Annotated in this window: 15 protein-coding genes and 3 tRNA genes; 9 read left to right on the top strand and 9 right to left on the bottom strand. The window is 72.4% G+C overall.

Annotation, left to right across the window (positions count from 1 at the left end):
• Positions 1-7: 7 nt before the first annotated feature.
• Positions 8-424 (top strand): spore wall synthesis regulator SsgD, encoded by a 417-nt coding sequence (gene ssgD, locus OHB41_RS39275; protein ID WP_266706472.1) that lies wholly within the window; start codon positions 8-10, stop codon positions 422-424.
• 295 nt (positions 425-719) lie between these two features.
• On the opposite strand, the gene OHB41_RS39270 is transcribed toward ssgD, so the two are convergent.
• Positions 720-1,400 (bottom strand): GOLPH3/VPS74 family protein, encoded by a 681-nt coding sequence (locus tag OHB41_RS39270; RefSeq protein ID WP_266704259.1) that lies wholly within the window; start codon positions 1,398-1,400, stop codon positions 720-722.
• Positions 1,401-1,707: 307 nt separating this feature from the next.
• Here OHB41_RS39270 and OHB41_RS39265 point away from each other — a divergent pair, with 307 nt between their 5' ends.
• The 4 genes from OHB41_RS39265 to OHB41_RS39250 all read left to right on the top strand — a co-directional run bounded on the left by OHB41_RS39265 (position 1,708) and on the right by OHB41_RS39250 (position 6,734).
• Complete coding sequence (locus OHB41_RS39265; RefSeq protein WP_266704257.1) at positions 1,708-3,333, top strand: ABC-F family ATP-binding cassette domain-containing protein; 1,626 nt, start codon at positions 1,708-1,710, stop codon at positions 3,331-3,333.
• A gap of 192 nt (positions 3,334-3,525) precedes the next feature.
• The gene (ddaH, locus tag OHB41_RS39260; protein WP_266704255.1) at positions 3,526-4,302 is read left to right on the top strand and encodes a dimethylargininase; all 777 of its coding nucleotides are present in this window, start codon (positions 3,526-3,528) and stop codon (positions 4,300-4,302) included.
• 286 nt (positions 4,303-4,588) lie between these two features.
• Positions 4,589-5,566, top strand: coding sequence for an acyl-ACP desaturase (locus OHB41_RS39255; protein WP_266704253.1), 978 nt, complete (start codon positions 4,589-4,591; stop codon positions 5,564-5,566).
• 301 nt (positions 5,567-5,867) lie between these two features.
• Positions 5,868-6,734, top strand: coding sequence for a hypothetical protein (locus tag OHB41_RS39250; RefSeq protein WP_266704251.1), 867 nt, complete (start codon positions 5,868-5,870; stop codon positions 6,732-6,734).
• A gap of 34 nt (positions 6,735-6,768) precedes the next feature.
• Here OHB41_RS39250 and OHB41_RS39245 read toward each other — a convergent pair.
• Positions 6,769-6,845 (bottom strand) — tRNA-Gly (locus OHB41_RS39245).
• A 101-nt stretch (positions 6,846-6,946) separates the two neighbouring features.
• Between OHB41_RS39245 and OHB41_RS39240 the strand changes: the two genes are divergently transcribed.
• Together OHB41_RS39240 and OHB41_RS39235 are read left to right on the top strand one after the other, a co-directional pair.
• On the top strand, positions 6,947-8,374 hold the full coding sequence (locus OHB41_RS39240) for a DUF2201 family putative metallopeptidase (protein ID WP_266704249.1): 1,428 nt from the start codon (positions 6,947-6,949) through the stop codon (positions 8,372-8,374).
• A complete protein-coding gene (locus OHB41_RS39235) occupies positions 8,371-10,185 on the top strand; it encodes an AAA family ATPase (protein ID WP_266704247.1) in 1,815 nt (604 codons plus the stop codon). Before OHB41_RS39240 ends, OHB41_RS39235 begins: the two co-directional genes overlap by 4 nt.
• A 165-nt stretch (positions 10,186-10,350) precedes the next feature.
• Here OHB41_RS39235 and OHB41_RS39230 read toward each other — a convergent pair whose 3' ends face one another.
• The 5 genes from OHB41_RS39230 to OHB41_RS39210 form a co-directional block, all read right to left on the bottom strand.
• Positions 10,351-11,505: a leucine-rich repeat domain-containing protein gene (locus tag OHB41_RS39230; protein WP_266704245.1), complete on the bottom strand. Its 1,155-nt coding sequence runs from the start codon at positions 11,503-11,505 to the stop codon at positions 10,351-10,353.
• 131 nt (positions 11,506-11,636) lie between these two features.
• Complete coding sequence (locus tag OHB41_RS39225) at positions 11,637-12,983, bottom strand: SDR family NAD(P)-dependent oxidoreductase (protein WP_266704243.1); 1,347 nt, start codon at positions 12,981-12,983, stop codon at positions 11,637-11,639.
• A gap of 28 nt (positions 12,984-13,011) precedes the next feature.
• Positions 13,012-13,083: transfer RNA gene (locus OHB41_RS39220), tRNA-Gly, on the bottom strand.
• 31 nt (positions 13,084-13,114) lie between these two features.
• Positions 13,115-13,186 (bottom strand) — tRNA-Ala (locus tag OHB41_RS39215).
• Positions 13,187-13,380: 194 nt separating this feature from the next.
• The gene (locus tag OHB41_RS39210; RefSeq protein WP_168531122.1) at positions 13,381-13,629 is read right to left on the bottom strand and encodes a WhiB family transcriptional regulator; all 249 of its coding nucleotides are present in this window, start codon (positions 13,627-13,629) and stop codon (positions 13,381-13,383) included.
• 281 nt (positions 13,630-13,910) lie between these two features.
• On the opposite strand from OHB41_RS39210, the gene OHB41_RS39205 reads away from it, so the two are divergent.
• Positions 13,911-14,702 (top strand): VOC family protein, encoded by a 792-nt coding sequence (locus tag OHB41_RS39205; RefSeq protein ID WP_266704242.1) that lies wholly within the window; start codon positions 13,911-13,913, stop codon positions 14,700-14,702.
• 290 nt (positions 14,703-14,992) lie between these two features.
• Here OHB41_RS39205 and OHB41_RS39200 read toward each other — a convergent pair whose 3' ends face one another.
• Together OHB41_RS39200 and ligD are read right to left on the bottom strand one after the other, a co-directional pair.
• Positions 14,993-16,039 (bottom strand): LacI family DNA-binding transcriptional regulator, encoded by a 1,047-nt coding sequence (locus OHB41_RS39200; protein ID WP_266704240.1) that lies wholly within the window; start codon positions 16,037-16,039, stop codon positions 14,993-14,995.
• 183 nt (positions 16,040-16,222) lie between these two features.
• Positions 16,223-17,245, bottom strand: a complete 1,023-nt coding sequence (gene ligD, locus OHB41_RS39195) for a non-homologous end-joining DNA ligase (protein WP_266704238.1) — start codon at positions 17,243-17,245, stop codon at positions 16,223-16,225.
• 74 nt (positions 17,246-17,319) lie between these two features.
• Between ligD and OHB41_RS39190 the strand changes: the two genes are divergently transcribed.
• The gene (locus OHB41_RS39190) at positions 17,320-18,390 is read left to right on the top strand and encodes an ATP-dependent DNA ligase (RefSeq protein ID WP_266704236.1); all 1,071 of its coding nucleotides are present in this window, start codon (positions 17,320-17,322) and stop codon (positions 18,388-18,390) included.
• The last annotated feature ends 155 nt before the right edge of the window (positions 18,391-18,545 follow it).

Here is an 18,545-nt window from a genome sequence, read left to right as displayed (position 1 = left end):
CAAGGCGTTGTCCACCGTCATCGAGCAGCCCGTAGAGGCCCGTCTCGTCGCCGCCGCGCCGCGGATGCCGAGCATTCCCGCAACGCTCCACTACGACCGGAGCGACCCCTTCGCCGTCCGGATGACCTTCCCGGCCCCGGCCACCCTGGAGGGCGTGGACGTGTGCTGGACGTTCGCGCGCGAACTGCTCGCCTCCGGCATGCAGGACGCCGTGGGGTACGGCGACGTACGGGTGCGTCCGTACGGCTACGACCGCACCGTCCTGGAGTTCCACGCCCCCGAGGGCACCGCCGTGGTGCATGTGCGCTCGGGCGAGATGCGGGACTTCCTGCGGCGCACGACCGAACTGGTGCCCGTCGGGCACGAGCACCTCCAGATCGACCTGGACCACGACCTGGCGGAACTCATGCGGGGCACCTGCTGAGACGGTGCGCCGTCTCGGGCGCGCGTTTCCGGAGCCGGTCGCGATCCGGCACGCCGGCGGTCGGTGCTCCGAGCCGGTGAGCGCGGGGACGGAGCGGGCCCGGGTGCCCGCCGCGAACGACGTGCGCGTCTGCGGGTCGACGGCCCCGACGACGCGAGCCCTGCCGACGCGAGCCCAGCAAGTCCCGCTAGCCCCGGAAGCCCCGTGCCCCGGCGATGCGAACCCCGCGAACCCGGGCGGCGCGGCGGGCCGCATGTCCGTGCCACGGCATCAGGGGCCGGCACCACCGCCCCGGTCAGCCGCCCGCCGCCGCTCCCGCGGTCGAGGCCGCGGTGGCCGCCACGATCATCGCCGTACGCACTTCCTGGATGACCTTCTTCAGCGCCGGGGCCGCCGCTCCGCTGCGTTCGGTGAGCTCCTCGATGCGCTCCTTGTACAGCTTGCGGTCCTTGCCCGGTGCGAGGGTGCGCAGTTCGGCCGCCGCGGCGAGGGCGACGAGGGCCGCGTCGCGGTCGGAGACCTCCGCGACCGGCAGAGGCCCCCGCAGGACCGCCCGCGCCTCCTCCCGCAGCGCGTCCACCGCCGCCACCCGCTCCAGCCCGTGGTCGACGGACGGGAAGAGCCCCAGCATCCGTTTCTTCCCGGCCCGCAGATATCCCTCAGCGGTGAGCTGCGCGCGGACCGCGTCAAGGGTGACGCGCGCCCGGAGGGTGACCCAGGTCTTCCACTTCCGCGGCCGGGACTCCTCGACGAGTTCCAGGAGTCCGTCGAGGGCGAGGTCACCCGTCCGGGCGTCGGCCTCCACCGGCGTGGCGATGCCGTCCACGTCGGCGAGCAGTCCGCGCTGGGCCAGCTCGGTGAGCGCGCCGGCGCGGACCAGATGGTGGAGGTGGGTCTCGCCGGTGACCTTGAGCCGCGTGGTGTCCCAGGACAGCAGGTAGAGCCGGGCGGGCAGCGACAGCGGGCCGTTGGGCACGGGGGCTCCTTCGTGGGACGGACGGGGACGGGGGCGGCCACGTTAATGCGTTGACAGGCCTAGTACCCGTTCCTACGGTGTACAGCGGTTCTGTTGCCGTCGAACGGAGAAGGACGTTGCTCTACTGAGGTCGGAAGACACCGCTCCACACGACCCGCCGTTTCCGGCCGGTCGGTGCGTGGCGTGCGACCTCGGTGCATGAGCCGCCCTTCTGTCACGGGACTCTCACCTCTCCTTGCGCTCAGCCGTCGCCCCGCGGTGTCTCACACGCGTTGCCCTTGACCCCCTCAAGCAACCGCGAGGCCCCATGTCCGTATCCATCACCTGTACCTCCCTCTCCTTCGCCTGGCCGGACGGCTCCACCGTCTTCGACGATCTCCGGATCGCCTTCGGCCCCGGCACGACCGGACTCGTCGGCGTCAACGGATCGGGAAAGACGACGCTGTTGAAGCTGATCGCGGGAGAACTCACCCCGGCCGACGGCACGGTGCGCGTCGCCGGCGAGGTCGGGTACCTCCCGCAGAACGTCACGCTCGACACCGGCCTCCGGGTCGACGAGGTGCTCGGTATCGCCGCCACCCGCGCCGCGCTGCACGCCATCGAGGCGGGCGACGCGGCCGCGGAACACTTCGAGGCCGTCGGCGACGACTGGGACGTCGAGGAGCGCGCGCTCGCGACACTCGGCGAACTCGGTCTCGGCCACGTCGAGCTGGACCGCACCATCGGCGAGGTGTCGGGCGGCGAGTCGGTGCTGCTCCGGCTGGCCGCGCTCCTGCTGGGCCGGCCCGACGTACTGCTGCTGGACGAACCCACCAACAACCTCGACCTCTACGCGCGGCGCCGGCTGTACGCGGCCGTCGAGGCGTGGTCCGGGGTCATGGTCGTGGTCAGCCACGACCGTGAACTGCTGGACCTGGTCGACCAGATCGCCGATCTGCGCTCCGGCGAGGTCACCTGGTTCGGCGGCAACTTCTCCGCGTACGAGGAGGCGCTCGCCGACGAGCAGGAGGCCGCGGAACGCATGGTGCGTGTCGCCGAGGCCGATCTGCGCAAGCAGAAGCGGGAGCTGGTCGACGCGCAGGTCAAACTGGCCCGCCGCAAGCGGTACGGCCAGAAGATGAACGACCAGAAGCGCGAGCCGAAGATCGTCATGGGGGCGCGCAAACGGGCCGCCCAGGAGTCCGCGGGCAAGCACCGCATCATGCACGAGGGGCGGCTCGCCGAGGCCAAGGAACGGCTCGACGACGCGGTGGAGGCGGTCCGGGGCGACGACGAGATCCGCGTCGACCTGCCGTACACGGCCGTGCCACCCGGCCGCACCGTCCTCACGCTGGAGAACCTGGAGCTGAGGTACGGCGCACGGGTGGCCGGCCTGTTCGATCTGCGCGGACCCGAGCGGATCGCGCTGATCGGGCGCAACGGCGCGGGCAAGACCACGCTGCTGCGGACGATCGCCGGGGAGCTGGCCGCGGTGTCCGGCGAGGCCAGGACGCATGTGCCGACCCGTTTCCTGCCGCAGCGGCTCGACGTCCTCGACGACGAGCTGACGGTCGCCGAGAACGTGGCCCGCTTCGCGCCGGACGCCACCAACAACCGGATCCGGGCGCGGCTCGCCCGCTTCCTCTTCAAGGGGGCGCGGGCAGATCAGCCGGCGGCGACCCTCTCCGGCGGCGAACGCTTCCGGGCGGCGCTGGCGGCGCTGATGCTGGCCGATCCCGCGCCGCAGCTCCTGATGCTCGACGAGCCGACGAACAACCTCGACATGGCGAGCGTCCGGCAGCTCACCACAGCCCTGGACTCGTACGAGGGCGCGCTGATCGTCGCCGGTCACGACGTGCCGTTCCTGGAGTCGATCGGAATCACACGCTGGCTGGTGCTGGAAGGAGGAGAACTGAAAGAAACCACGCCGGAAGCTGTCGGGTCTCCCGCATAGCGGGGACCCACGGGGCTGGCTAACGTCGGTCGGGACGCCGGGGCCGCCCGGCGTCGGTCCCGGTGTTCCCGGGGCCGGCCGGCGGCCTCCCGTCATCAGGCCGGGCCGCGTCGCGTCCGGTGGGGGCTGTTGCGCGCGCGAACGGCGCTGCATGATGTGCGCCGACGCACCCTGCCGATTCGGAGACCGCACGTGCCCAGCCAGAAAGCACTCATCCGCAGGCCCAGCCCCCGTCTCGCCGAGGGGCTCGTGACGCACATCGAGCGCGAGAAGGTGGACGTCGACCTGGCGGTGGAGCAGTGGGAGGCGTACGCGCAGGCCCTGCGCACGCACGGCTGGGAGACCGTCGAGGTGGATCCGGCCGACGACTGCCCCGACTCGGTGTTCGTGGAGGACGCCGTCGTCGTCTTCCGCAACGTCGCGCTGATCACCCGCCCGGGCGCCGAGTCCCGGCGCGGCGAGACCGCCGGGGTGGAGGAGGCCGTGGCCCGGCTCGGCTGCTCGGTGAACTGGATCTGGGAGCCCGGCACCCTGGACGGCGGCGACGTCCTCAAGGTCGGCGACACGGTGTACGTGGGACTCGGCGGACGCACCAACGCGGCCGGGGTCCAGCAGCTGCGCGCGGCCCTCGAACCGCTCGGGGCGCAGGTCGTCGCGGTACCCGTGAGCAAGGTGCTGCACCTGAAGTCGGCGGTCACGGCGCTGCCCGACGGGACGGTGATCGGCCATGAGCCGCTGGTGGACACGCCGTCGCTGTTCCCGCGCTTCCTGCCGGTACCGGAGGAGTCCGGGGCCCATGTCGTGCTGCTCGGCGGCGAGAGGCTGCTGATGGCGGCGAGCGCCCCGAAGACCGCGGAGCTGCTCGCGGGCCTCGGCCACGAACCGGTCGTCGTGGACATCGGCGAGTTCGAGAAGCTCGAGGGCTGTGTGACCTGTCTCTCGGTACGAATCCGGGAGTTGTACATCTGAACGAGTGAACGACTCACCCGTTCGGCTCCGGTACCCGTGAGACAGGAGCGGGTCGATGAGGCTCCGGAACAAGCCCAGAAAGACGCGGCACCGCCTGGGAGACCCCGCTGATCAGGCAGTCTTTACAGCGAACTTAACCTACGGTTTCGTAACCTACGGATACGTAGCCTACGATGCCGTAGGTTTCGTCCCCGCTCAGCAGTTCGTTCAGTCATCCGCTTCACCAGCTCGCCCGGTAACACGCTCAGTAACTCGCTCAGTACTTCCACGTCCCCCTGGAGCACCCGTGACGATCACTTCTCCCCACCTCGGCAGCCCGTCCGCCGCCTGGACCGACGCTCGGCTGCTGTACGCGCTGGAGGAAGTGGTCGAAACCGAGCTCAACCGCCACCTCAAGGTGGCCAAGGACTGGATGCCGCACGAGTACGTCCCGTGGAGCGACGCGCGCAACTTCCCCGGCCTGTTCGAGGACGGCGAGGCCTGGGGCAAGGAGCAGTCGAAGGTCACGGAGATCGGCCGGATCGCGCTGGTCGTCAACCTCCTCACCGAGGACAACCTGCCGAGCTACCACCACGAGATCGCCGCGCTCTTCGGCCGTGACGGCGCCTGGGGCACCTGGGTGCACCGCTGGACCGCCGAGGAGGGCCGGCACGGCATCGTGATGCGCGACTACCTGCTCGCCTCGCGCGCCGTCGACCCCGACAAGCTCGAGGCGTTCCGTATGGCGCACATGAACGAGGGCTTCGAGTCGGACAACCGCCACTCGATGCTGCACACGGTCGCGTACGTCGCCTTCCAGGAGCTCGCGACCCGCGTCTCGCACCGCAACACCGGTCACCAGTCGGGCGACCCGGTCTGCGACCGGATGCTGGCGCGCATCGCGACCGACGAGAACCTCCACATGGTCTTCTACCGGAACCTGCTCAAGGCCGCGTTCGAGCTGGCCCCCGACCTGACCATGCAGTCCGTGCGCGACGTCGTCGTCAACTTCCGGATGCCCGGACACGGCATGCCCGGCTTCGAGCGCGCCGCCGCCCAGATGGCCATCGGCGAGGTCTACAACATGCGCATCCACCACGACGACGTGATGCAGCCGGTGCTGCGCCACCTCAAGGTCCTGGAGATGGACGGCTTCGGCCCCGAAGGCCTGCAGGCCCAGGAGGAGCTCGGCCTCTTCATGCGCGGCCTGGACGCGGAGGCCTCGAAGTTCGACGAGAAGCTCGCGGCTCGCAAGGCGCGGATGGCCGCGCGCGCCGCCGGCTGACACTCCGCCACCCGTCGCACCACGGGGGCCCGTCGGCCCCGGCCGCTCACAGCCCACTCCCACGCCGTCACCTGGCCGGCGCCGCGTCCCGCGCGTCGGTCACCGGGTGACGGCGCGGTGCTCTCAGCCACTCCGACGGTGACGGGCCCGGATCGGCGGGCTCCCCGCGTACCGCCGGGGAGCGCGGTCCACGCGGACCCGCGCCGGCCGGCTGCGGCACGGTGGACCGATTTCCCGGTGCACCGCGCGGTGCACCGATTTTCCGGTGCGGGCCCGCACCCGGCTGCGGCATCATGCGGCCATGCATGACAACACCACGTCGGAACGGGCGGCCGGGTTCCTGCTGGGTCTGCTCGATGCCGGGCAGGCCGAGCGGGTGCGGCGGCGGATCGGCCTGCGGCCGCCCCTGCCCGACGGCGAGTCGGGAGAGTCCGAGGAGGCCTTGGACGCCCGGCGCTCGGTGTACTCCTGGTGGACCCGCACGTCCGTGCCGTCCTCCGTACTGCTGTGGGTTCTGGAGGAGGACGATCCGGAACTCAACGCCCTGGTGTGGCGGCATCTCTCGGCGGACGACGCGATGCGCCGCGCGATCATGCGCGGAATTCCGCACGGCCCCGGCCGCAGACACGCCGTACCGGTCGCCAAGTCACTGCTCCGAGAGCCGGAACCGCCGGTGCCCGAGCACTTCAGCCGGTTCGGACTCGTCGGCGCGCTGCGGGCCTCCCGGTCCATGGGCCCGGCGCGGAAGGCCGCCTCCATGGTGGTGGGACGCCCCGGCTGGGAGGCGGTCGCGGCGGCCGATACGGAGCGGGCACTGCCCGGTTACGCGCGCTGGGCGCTGGCCGTGCGCCCCGACTGTCCGCCCGCGCTGCGCGAACGGTTCGGCTCGCACGCGAAGTTCACCCACCGGGTCCGGCAGTCGGGTGTCCTCGACGGTCCCGCGCGCTACGCGACGGCGTGGAGCCCCGCGGACCGGGTGCTGCGGGTGCTGTCGATGGGCCGGACGATGTTCCCGGCCCGCGTCCGGGAGGCCGAGGACGTACTGCGGCCGCTGGTACGGGACCACCTGGGCGACCGCGAGGACGCCTGGGCCGTACTCGCCCAGCTGGTCGGTACGTACTACGGCACGGTCCCCGAGCTGCTCGCGACCGCCGGGGCCGTCGCCTGACCCGCGCGGCGGGGCGAGGGGGCGGCATGAGGGGGGCGGGGCGGCTGGATTCGAACCAGCGTGCTCTGGTTTGGGAGACCGGCCGCGCCTGCCTCTGCGCTACGGCCCCGCCCTTGGCGTCGAGCGTAATGCCTTGGCCCGATGTCGGTGGGGCCTGATACCAAGGAGGTGACGGGGGAGACCGGGCACGGTGTCGGACACGGGGGCGGGACATGGCGTACGGGGAGCGGGGGCGGCGGCCCGTCGTCGATCTGGCGGACCACAGGGCGCTCGGGCGCTACCGACCGGCCGGCCCGGAAGTGGTCGAGCAGGCGCGGCTTCTCAAGGAGGCCGCGCTGCTGGACTTCGGCCTGACCGAGTCGGCGGTGGCTTCCTGGCTGTACGCGAAGTGCCACCACCAACTGGCCACAACCGCGGTGGACACGGCAGCCGTGGTGGCCTCGGGCGACGGCACCTGCCTGCTGCTCTACAACCCGGACTTCTTCGTACGACTCGGCCTGGACGGCGTGAAGTTCGTGCTGTTCCACGAGGCGCGGCATCTGTTGCAGCGGCACCTGTTCGCCGACCCGGAGCTGCGCGCGGACCCCGTCTTCGAGACGGCCACCGAAGTGTCGATCAACCACGTGGCACTGGTGCGGCTGCGCCGGGAATCCCTGCCCCTGCTCGACGGCGACCCCACGGGCGTCGATCCGCGCCTGATCCACGCGGCGTACCGGCAGGACCTGCTCGCCCAGGGACTGGAACCGGTCGGCTACGACGAGTTCACCGAGACGGACATGACGGTGTACGGCGAGCTGAAGCGGATGCGCCACCCCCCGGTGGCCGCCCGACGGGTGTGCGTCCATCTGACGACCGCGGTGCCCGCCGACCAGGACACCGTCGACGAGGTCTCCTCCTCCGCGCTGCTCAACGCCCTGCTCGCGGCCCGCCGTGGGCACACCGGCGCCGAGCGGGAGCTGCTCGACCTGATGGGACGCACGGAGGACGCCTCGGCACGGGCGGCGAGGATCTGGGGACGGCTCGGCGCCGGAGCCCTGCGCGGCGAGACCGTCCGGACACGGACGGTCGACTGGTGGCAGCGCTGGCTGGTCGACGTGCTCGGTTCGCGACTCCGTGACGGCGAGCGGCTCGTGTACCCCAAGAAGCGGGGCGCGCTGCTCGCGGCGCTCGGCCAGGAGCCGATGCTCTCGCGGCGCGGCCCGGTACGGGACAAGGTGCTCGTCATCGCGTACGACACCTCGGGCTCCATGCCGAACCGGGTGATCGACTGGCTCACCGGCCTCGTCGGGCGGATCGACGGGGTCGAGGCGCACTGGCTGTCCTTCGACGCCGAGGTGATGCCCTTCGAGCCGGGCGGCCGCGTCCTCGGCGGAGGCGGCACGGACTTCGGGGCCGTCGCCGACTACGTCGAGGGGCGCACGGAGGTGAACGGCCGCCGCTGCGAGGTGAGTCCGGACGCCGTGGTGGTGCTCACCGACGGCTGTGCCCCGCCGATCACCCCCGCCGAGCCCGACAAGTGGATCTGGCTGATCACCGAGGGCGGCAGCGACTGGCCCGAGACCCACAGCCCGCCCATGGACTGCCACCGAGTGACCACCGGGTCGCGCCGACTCCCCTCAGCACAGGACCAGGACCGATGACCACCGCAACCGACCCCGGCCGCACCGACCGCGGCGCACCCGTGCCCTCGCGTCTGGAGGCGTTCATCGACGCCCTGATCGCCATGGGGCAGACGGGCCAGATCTTCGGCGAGCACGGTATCGGCAAGACGGCCACGTTCTTCTCGCACGTGGCGCGCGCCCACCCCGACGCCACGCTGGTGTACGTGCCCGCGGCCAACCTCACCCCGGACGACCTGCTGGTCAACGCGCCGGTACGGGACGCCGACAGCGGTGAACTCGTGCTGCGCCAGCTCGTGATGAGTCAGCTCAAGCCGGGCACACCCTTCGTCCTGCTCATCGACGACTCGCTGCAGGCCGGCGACACGGTCCAGTCCCAGTTGATGCAGATCGCCTGCGACTGGACGCTCGGCGAGCACGACCTGCGCGCCCTGGGCTGCATCGGCGTCTTCCTCACCGACAACGAGTCGCTGGCCGAGACCTCGGCGCGGCGCGGCGACCTCGCGCTCCTCGACCGCATGGTCACCCTGCGCGTCACGGCCAACGACACCTCGTGGCGCCGCCAGCTGTCCGCCGCGTACCGGGAATGGGATCTGACACCGGTCTTCTCACTGTGGGCCTCCCTCTCCCCCGCGCTGCGCGAGCTGCTCTCACCGCGCACCCTCGACCACATCCTGGCCAACGCCCGGGAGGGATTCCCGCTGCGCTGGGCCCTGCCCCTGGTGGGCGGAGAGCGGCTGCGCCTCGTCGAGCCCCGTCCCGACGGCGGACCCGGGCGAAACCGCACCGCGGAGATCCTGAACCGGATCGCCGAGGAGCTCGGTGTGCCCAATCCGTCGACGATCCCGGACCCGGTCCGCCAGGTCGTCAGGGCGGCGCTGCGCAATCGCTGGACCGTGCTGCTCCAGGGACCCCCCGGCTGCGGAAAGACGGAGCTCGTACGGGAGACGGTGCGCGAGGGGCTCGGCCGGGAGCCGCTGTACTTCTCGCTGCCGGTGACCAACGTCGAGGACCTGTGCGCCCCGATCCCGTCGGCGGACGGCACACTGGACAACCTGCTCGCGGCGAACTTCACGGGTCCCGAGCCGAAGGCGATCGTCTGGGACGAGTACAACCGGCCCAAGGACAAGGCCGCGTTCGCCAAGCTGATGGAGATCACCCAGGAGTGGTCGCTGGCCGGGCGCCGGATCGAGAACCTGCGCGCGCAGATCGCCGTCCAGAATCCTCCGTACCACCTGGGCCGCAAGCTCCTGGTCGCGCGGAACAACATCGCGCAGGCCAGCCGGTTCACGGCCTCCCTGACGGTCGAGCCGGAGGACATCCCGGCCAACGAGTGGCTGCTCGCGCGGTACGGCTCGGACGCCGAGACCGTCCTGGAGTGGTGGAAGAACGACATCGACGACGAGGGCCGTGCCTGGATCACCAAGCGCACCCTGGAGCGGCTCATCAAGCTGCACCGGCACGGGCTCGAGCTGGAGATGGCGACGGTCTACCTCGGCGACGGCGAGTACGCCCCCGTGTCCCTGACGGCACTCGTCGACCGGTTGCGCGGACGCCCGGTGACGGGTCTGCGCGAGCTCGCCCGCGAGGCGGACGCCTGGGAGGCCCGGCTGCGGCGCGCGGCCCGACACTCCGACGAGGGCACCGACGACAGCGACGTCGTCCACCAGATCCTCGCCAACGCGGAGCTGTCCCAGCTGAAGAAGCACCGGGCGCTGGTGGGGCGGCTGGTCCCCCTGCTGCCGCCGAAGCTGCGGGCGACGTATCTGGTGGGTGCGTCGGCGCAGCAACAGCGTTTCTGGACCGAGATATTCACGGCCATGCGGCGCTGACACCCGGCCGTCCCGGCCGCGTCGCCCCGTGTCCACCGCACCCCGCACACCTGACGCCGTCCCGCCCCGCCGCACGCCTGACGCCTGACGCCTGACGGCTGACGGCAGCGGTGCTCCTCGCTCGCCCCGGGCTCCAAGCCGCAGGCCCCCGACCCGCAACACGCCCTAGCCGTGCTCCTCGATCCCGGCAGGCGCCGTGCGGTGGACACTGCGTACGGCGGCGACGTCCGCCGGGACGGCCGGGGCGGGGACGTGCGCGCTCAGCGCCGCCAGCCGCCGCTTCACGCTGGTGGCGATACCGCTGCCCAGTACGAAGCGGGTCGCGGTGACGGCACGCGGCGCCGTGTCGAGGAGGCGGTGAGCCTCACGGCTGCGCATGCCGGTGTGGGTGAGGACGAGGTGGGTGAGGCGGTGTTCGGCGCCCGCCAGCACGTCCGCGACGGTGGTGGCCGCCGCGAGGTCGACGTGGTTGTCGGCCGCGCCGAGCACCGCGGCCGCGCGCACCCGGCCGAGGTCGAGCAGGGTCACGCCCGCCGCGGTCGCCGCCGCCACCAGCCGGGCGGCGGCCCCGGCCCCGATGCCGTTGCTGGCGACGGAAAGTCGGGTGAGTCGTCCGTACGGCGCCCGCTCCAGCGCACCGGCCAGCCGCAGCGCACCCGCATCGCCCAACCGCGCCGCCGACACGTAGAGTTCGTCGACCGCGCCGCCGTCGATCAGTTCGGCCAGCGGTACGGCACCCGCCGCACCGAGCGGATTGCCGCCGACGAACAGCCGCTCGATACGGCGGCCGTTCTCCGCCGCGGCGAGCAGGGCGTCGGCGAGGACGACCGCGCCCGCCGCGTCGAGCCCGGTCTGCACGAGGTCCAGCGTGCGCAGCGACCGTGCGACGTCGACGAGTTCGGCGGCCGCCCGCCCTCCCCCGCTGCCGAGCGGATTGCGCTTGAGCCACAGGCCGGTGACGACCCGCGGCGAGGCGCGCAGGTTGTCGGCGATCCGGCAGGCCCCGCCGGCGGTGATCCCGTTGCAGCCGAGATACAGCGTCTCGACGTCCGCGCCGCCCGCCACCGCGGCGGCACCCTCGTCGCCGAGCCCGTCGGTACCGAGCAGCAGGTGCCGTACGGGGGAGGCGCCCTCGGAGAGGGCGTCGGCGATCAGTGCCGCGCCTCGCGCGCCGATCCCCTGCTTGCACAGGTCGAGGCGCCCGTCGGGCAGCGCCGTACCCGCCGTGAAGTCCAGCCGCTCCCCCGCCGGACGGCCACCGCGCAACCAGTCGAGCAGCGGCTCCAGTTCGGCCGCGGGACGCGGGACGACGGACGGCACGCCCGCGAACTCCGGCGCAGACTCCGGCTCCTGTTTCGGTCCCGGGAGCGGCTCCGCGTACGGTCCCAGGAGCGGTCCCGCGTACGGTCCCGGGAGCGGCCCCCGTTCCGCCTCCTCCGCACCGGCCCCGCTCACCACTCCGCCTCCCGGTAGTCCTTGAGGAACACCCCGGACATCGGCGCGCCCGCCTCGCCCCGCACGATGGGGTCGTACACCCGGGCCGCCCCGTCCACCACGTCCAGCGGGGTGCGGAACCCCGCGCCCGCCATCCGTTCCTTCTTCGGAGCGGGGTTCTCGTCGGTGATCCAGCCGGTGTCGACAGCGCACATGTGCACACCCTTGTCGGCCAGTTCGGCCGCGCTGGTCCGGGTGAGCATGTTCAGCGCGGCCTTGGCCATGTTGGTGTGCGGGTGGCCCGCCATCTTGTTGCGCACGGCGAACCGGCCCTCCACGGCCGTCACGTTGACGACGTAACGACGCGGACGGGGCGAGGCGAGCAGCAGAGGCAGCAGGCGGTCGCAGAGCAGCGCCGGGGCGAGCGCGTTGACCAACTGGGTCTCCAGGACCTCGGCCGGGTCGAGGTCGCCCAGCCGCGCAGACCATGAGTTCTCCGGAGACGGGTCGGGCAGCAGACCGGCCTCGTCGGCCTCCCGCAGGGCCGCGGGCAGCGCCGCACGGCCGCCGCCCAGCGCCCGCAACGGCGTGAACCCCGGTGCCTGCCGGGCGCCTTCGGGCAGTCCGGCGCGCTCCCCGGCGGCCAGCAGGGCGTACGACTCGACGGGCCTCCGCACCGTCTGCGCGGCGTTGTTCACCAGGATGTCGAGCGGCTCGCCCTCCTGCCGCAACTGCTCGCACAACCCGAGCACTTGGCGCGGATCACGCAGGTCCACCGCCAGCACCGTCAGCCGGTCCAGCCATTTCCCGCTGCCCGGTTCGGCGCGGAAGCGGCGCACGGTGTCGTGCGGGAAGCGGCTGGTGACGAGGAGTTCGGCGCCGTCGCGCAGCATCATCAGGGCCAGCTGGAAACCGATCTTGACCCGGCCTCCGGTGAGCAGCGCGCGCCGCCCGCTGAGGTCGGTGGTGAGCGCGCGCCGGGCGGTGTTGTCGGCCGCGCAGTCCGGACACAGCCGGTGGTAGAAGGCGTCGACCTGCCGGTACGGCGTCTTGCAGACGTAGCAGGTGCGGGACTTGTTGAAGACGCCCCCCGCGGTGGCGCCGTCCCCGGCGTGCGTGAGCGGCGCGTCCTCCCGCCGGTCGAGCGCGCCCGTCGCGGTCGCGGCCATCACCGCCGCGTCGGCGGCGGACACCTCGGCGCCGCGCGCCTTGCGTCTGCGCAGTCGCCCGTCGCGCGCGAAGGACGCGGCGACCTGTTCCGCCCGCAGCCGTACCGGGTCGTCGACGGGCAGTTCCCGCAGCCTGCCGACCGTACGGTGGAATGCCGCCAGCTCGTCCTGTGGGATCCCGCCGCCCTCGCCCATGTGTCCCCGCCCCGCGTGTACGTCGCCGTGGCCCCGGCCGGATTCGAACCGGCGTATCCGCCTTGGCAAGGCGGCGAGTCTGCCTCTGCTCTACAGGGCCCCGCTCCCCCGGCCCGGCGGACCGGACGCAGCCCGGGCGACCGGATTCGAACCGGCGTATCCGTCTTGCCAAGACGGCGAGTCTGCCTCTGCTCGACGCCCGGGTGCGCCAGCGGATCCTAACCGCACTCCGGCCGCGGCGGCGCGTCGATTGACGGGCCGCCGCACCGAATTGCGGTGTGCCGGCCGCGCGGCGGTCGCGAGGACGGTGCGGGTGAGGGGTGCGTGGGGCCGGGTGAGGGGTGCGTGGGGTGCGAGTGGGGGTGTGCCGGAGCCGTACGTGTGGGAGGGTGCCCGGTCAGTGCCGGTCCGCGCGCCGGAGGCTGAGCCGTTCCTTCTCGGAGAGGCCCCCCCAGACGCCGAAACGCTCGTCGTTGTTCAGCGCGTATTCGAGGCAGGCCGGGCGCATCTCGCACATGCCGCAGATGCGCTTTGCCTCACGCACCGAGCTGCCCGGCTCGGGAAAGAAGAACTCTGCCCCGGTCTGCGCGCACAGCGCCTGCTCCTGCCAGTCGGAGTCGGCCGGGATGATGGTGTCGGTGTGCATGCCGAAGAGCGTGCCCCGCGTCGAAAAACGTTCGATCAACGCCGGATCAACGCCGCGTTCCGAGCGTTCCGGCGGCCCCGATGATGCTCCCCCCGACCGCGCGGGTTCACGGCGGCGCGCGGGCGCCGTGAAAACAAAACAAACAGGCTCGGTCACCCGTGGTGACCGGCGCGGTCCCTCGCTTCGCGGGCCGCGCCGGGCCCCGCGTCCGGCAGCGATTGTCAGTGGGCGGTGCAAGACTCGGCAGAGCAGACAACGGGACCCTTCAAAGGAGGGCACTCATGCTCACCACCCGCTTTGTTTCCGGCGCTCCGAACTGGCTCGATATCGGCACACCCGACATCGAGGGCGCCACCTCCTTCTACGGAGGCCTCTTCGACTGGCGATTCCAGTCGGCGGGGCCCGACGCCGGTGGCTACGGCTTCTTCCAGCTCGCCGGGAAGACCGTCGCGGGCGGCATGCAGACCACCGCCGAACAGGGCCCGCCCTCCTGGACGGTGTACTTCCAGACCCCCGACGCGGAGGCCACCACCAAGGCCGCCGAGCAGGCCGGGGGCAGTGCGGTCTTCCTGCCCATGGATGTCATGGGCGAGGGCCACATGGCGATTCTCGCCGACCGCGCGGGCGTGCCCTTCGGGCTCTGGCAGCCGGCCCGGACCAAGGGCGTCGACGTGGCGGGCGACCCCGGTTCGCTGTGCTGGGTCGAGCTCTACACCCCGGACATCGCCGCGGCCGCCGCGTTCTACAACTCCGTGTTCGGCTGGGAGACCTCGGCCGCGCCGTTCCCCGGCGGCACCTACACCTGTATCAACCCCGCCGGCACCGAGGAGACGGACATGTTCGGCGGGGTCGTCCCGCTCGCCGACGACCCGACCGAGGCCGCGTCCGGTGCGTACTGGCTGCCGTACTTCGAGGTGACGGACACGGACGCGACCGTCGCCAAGGCACAGGAGCTGGGCGGCACGGTCCGTATGCCCGCCACGGATCTGGAGGGCGTCGGCCGCATGGCCAAGCTCGCCGACCCGTACGGGGCACGCTTCGCGGTGATCAAGAGCGCTCCGCGGCCGAGCTGAGCCCCACCGCGGTGATGCCGGGAGCAGCCGGGCCGGCCGGCCCCACCGGGGCCCGGCCGGCCCGTAACCGGCCTACGCCGTTCCCGTCACCGCCCAGGGCCCGTACCGGTCTTCGTCGCTCCCCTCACCGCCCACGGCTCCCGACACCGGCCTACGCCGTTCCCGTCACCGCCCACAGCCCGTCACCGGCCTCCGTCGCTCCCGTCGTCGCACAGCCCCGCGGCGGGCCCGGCAGCCCGGCGTCGGCGCACGGTCCCGACCCCGCCACTGTCCGGTTCCGGTTCCGACGGCTACGCGGAGGCCCGTCGTACCAAGGTCGTGGGCAGGATCACGTCGGACGGTCCGCGCACCGCGCTCTCCTTCGCCGTACGCCGGTCGAGATCCCGCAGGAGCAGACGAGCCATCAACCGCCCCATCTCCTCTATGTCCTGACGGACCGTGGTGAGCGGTGGATCCGTCTGCTCCGCCACCGGCAGCATGTCGTCGAACCCGATCACCGCGACGTCGTCCGGCACCCGCCGCCCCCGCTCGCGCAGCACCCGCAGGGCTCCCGAGGCGGTCAGGTCGTTCGCGGCGAACACCGCGTCGACGTCGGGGCAGCGCTCCAGCAGTTCGCGCATCGCCCGCTCGCCGCCCGCGGGCGTGAAGTCGCCCTCGACCACGAGCCGTGGGTCGGCGTCGGCCATGACGTCCCGGAACCCGTCGAGCCGGTCGACCGCGGAGGTCTGGTCGAGGGCGCCGGTGATGTGCGCGATGCGGGTACGCCCCAGTGCGACCAGGTGGCGTACGGCCGCGCGGGCCCCGCCCCGGTTGTCGCTGTCGACGTACACCGGGGCCGCCGCGTCGCGGGTGCCGTCGCCCCAGCCCGGCCGTCCGCCGAACACGGTCGGCACGCCCGCGCCGTGGATCAGCTCGGGCAGCGGGTCGTCGAGGTGCAGCGAGAAGACGAGCGCGCCGTCGACGTGTCCGCCCGCGAGATACCGGCCGACACGCGCGTGGTCGTCGCGGCCCTCCGTGAGCAGCAGGACGAGCTGCGAGTCGTGCGCCGTCAACTCCTTGCTGATGCCCCGGAGTTGGAGGCCGAAGAAGGGGTCGGCGAAGACCCTGGTCTCCGGTTCGGCGATGACGACGGCGACCGCGTCGTGGCGCCGGGTGACCAGGCTGCGGGCAGCCTGGTTGGGAACGTAACCGAGTTCCTCGACGGCCCGCCGGACCCGTTCGACGAGTGGTTCGCGCACTCCGTCGCCGCCGTTGACCACGCGCGACGCGGTGGCCCGGGAGACCCCCGCCCTGGCGGCCACGGCCTCCAGTGTGGGGCGCGACGCTGTCTCGGTCACCTCAGGGCTCCTCCTCGGCGGTTGCCGATCAGGATAGCCCCCGGGAACCACCCGATGAGAGCGCTCCCGGCGCCGGGCCCCGCGCCCCGTCCGAAGGGATCGGCGCTCCCGGCACCGGACCCGACACCGCCCGCCCGACGGGACCGGCCCGCCGGCCGCCGCCCGCGTCGGCGGGCCGCTGGTCTACGCCCGGCCTCCCGCGCGCTTGGCCCGGCTCGGCTGCACCCGCTTCGGCTCGCCCGGCATCTTCGGATACTCGGGGGGATACGGCAGATCCCCGAGACCGTGGTCGTGTTCGTCGCGGGCGGCCAGTTCCAGCAGCGCTTCGAGGGAGAAGGCGTGGTCGTCCATGTCCGCGTGCACGTCGCCGAGTTCGGCGAAGCGCTTCGGCATGGTCGCCAGGTCGAAGTCCCGGGGGCGGGCCTCCGCCACCTCCTCCCAGCGCAGCGGCGCGGAGACGGGGGCGTGCGGACGGGGACGTACCGAATAGGCGGAGGCGATGGTGCGGTCCCGGGCCGTCTGGTTGTAGTCCACGAAGATCTTTTCGCCCCGCTCCTCCTTCCACCAGGCCGTGGTCACCCGGTCGGGCATCCGGCGCTCCAGTTCACGCCCGGCCGCGATGGCGGCGCGGCGCACCTGGGTGAAGGTCCAGCGCGGTGCGATCGGCACGAAGACATGCAGGCCGCGTCCGCCGGAGGTCTTGGGCCAGCCGCGCAGGTCCCCGTACTCGTGGAGGACCTCGCGCAGTTCGTGGGCGGCGCGCACCGCGTCCTCGTAGTCCGTACCGGGCTGCGGGTCGAGGTCGATGCGGAGTTCGTCCGGGCGGTCGACGTCGTCGCCGCGCACCGGCCACGGGTGGAAGGTGAGCGTCCCGTACTGCGCGGCCCAGAGCACGGCCGCCACCTCGGTGGGGCACATCTCGTCGGCACTGCGCCCGCTGGGGAAGGTGATGTGGGCGGTCGGGATCCAGTCGGGCATGTTCTTGGGCGCCCGCTTCTGGAAGAAGTTCTCGCCCTCGACTCCGTCCGGGTACCGCTCCAGAGTGGTGGGGCGGTTGCGCAGGGCCCGCAGGATGCCGTCGCCGACGGCGAGGTAGTACTGGGCGAGGTCCAGCTTCGTGAAACCGCGCTCCGGGAAGAAGATCTTGTCCGGGCTGGACAGACGTACCGTCCTGCCGGCTGCCTCGAGTTCCACCGCTTCGCCCATGCGGGCCACGGTAGGCGTACCCCCGCCGCCTCGCACACCGGGCGAACCGCACCGTGTCGCCGCAGAATCGAAGCATGGATCTGCCGGTGATGCCGCCCGTGAAGCCGATGCTCGCCAAGTCCGTGGCCAGGATCCCGCCGGACATGCACTACGAGGCGAAGTGGGACGGGTTTCGCGCGATCGTGTTCCGCGACGGAGCCGAGGTCGAGCTCGGCAGCCGCACCGGCAAGACGCTGACCAGGTACTTCCCCGAGCTGGTGGAGGCGCTGCGCGAGCGGCTGCCGGAGCGCTGTGTGATGGACGGCGAGATCGTGATCGCCAGGGACGGCCGGCTCGACTTCGACGCCCTCACCGAGCGCATCCACCCCGCCGCCTCACGGGTGCGGACGCTGGCGGAGAGGACACCCGCCTCCTTCGTCGCCTTCGATCTGCTCGCGCTGGCCGACGAGTCGCTGCTCGACGTGGGGCTCGGCGACCGGCGTGCCCTGCTGACGACGGCGCTGTCCGGGACGACGGCGCCGGTCCATCTTGCACCGGCGACCACCGACTCGGAGGTGGCGCGGCGGTGGTTCGAGCAATACGAGGGCGCGGGGCTCGACGGGGTGATCGCCAAGCCGCTCGGCCTGCTGTACCGGCAGGACGAGCGGGCCATGTTCAAGATCAAGCACGAGCGCACCGCGGACGTCGTCGTGGCGGGGTACCGCTTCCACAAGAGCGGCCCGGTCGTCGGCTCCCTGCTGCTCGGGCTGTACGACGACGCGGGCGCCCTCCAGCACGTGGGGGTGAGCGCGGCCTTCCCCATGAAGCGGCGGGCCGAGCTGGTGGCGGAGCTGGAGCCGCTGCGCATGGAGGACATCGAGCGGCATCCGTGGGCCGCCTGGTCGCAGGAGTCGGCGCACGAGTCCGCCCGGTTGCCGGGCGCGCCCAGCAGGTGGTCGGCGAAGAAGGACCTCTCCTGGGTACCGCTGCGGCCGGAACGGGTGGCCGAGGTGGCGTACGACCACATGGAGAACGGCGTACGGTTCCGCCACACGGCCCGCTTCCGCCGCTGGCGCCCGGACCGGACCGTTGACAGCTGCACCTACGGCCAGTTGGAGGAGCCCGTGGGGTACGACCTCGCGGAGATCCTCGGGCCGCCTGGCTGACGACCGCGCGCCCGGTTCTCCGGCCGGGTCCCGCCCGGTCCCGTCTGACCCCGTCCGGTCCCGTGTGATCTCGTCCGATCCCGTCCGGTCCCGTCCGGCCGCGTCCGGTCGTTGTCCCGTCCCGTCCACCGGCCCCGTCCATCGGCTCCGTCCAC

It is taken from the genome of Streptomyces sp. NBC_01571 (genome assembly GCF_026339875.1).
In the GTDB taxonomy this organism is placed as follows: Bacteria; Actinomycetota; Actinomycetes; order Streptomycetales; family Streptomycetaceae; genus Streptomyces.
The sequence above is the reverse complement of the archived record's forward strand: the minus strand, read 5'-3'. Positions and strand labels throughout refer to the sequence as shown.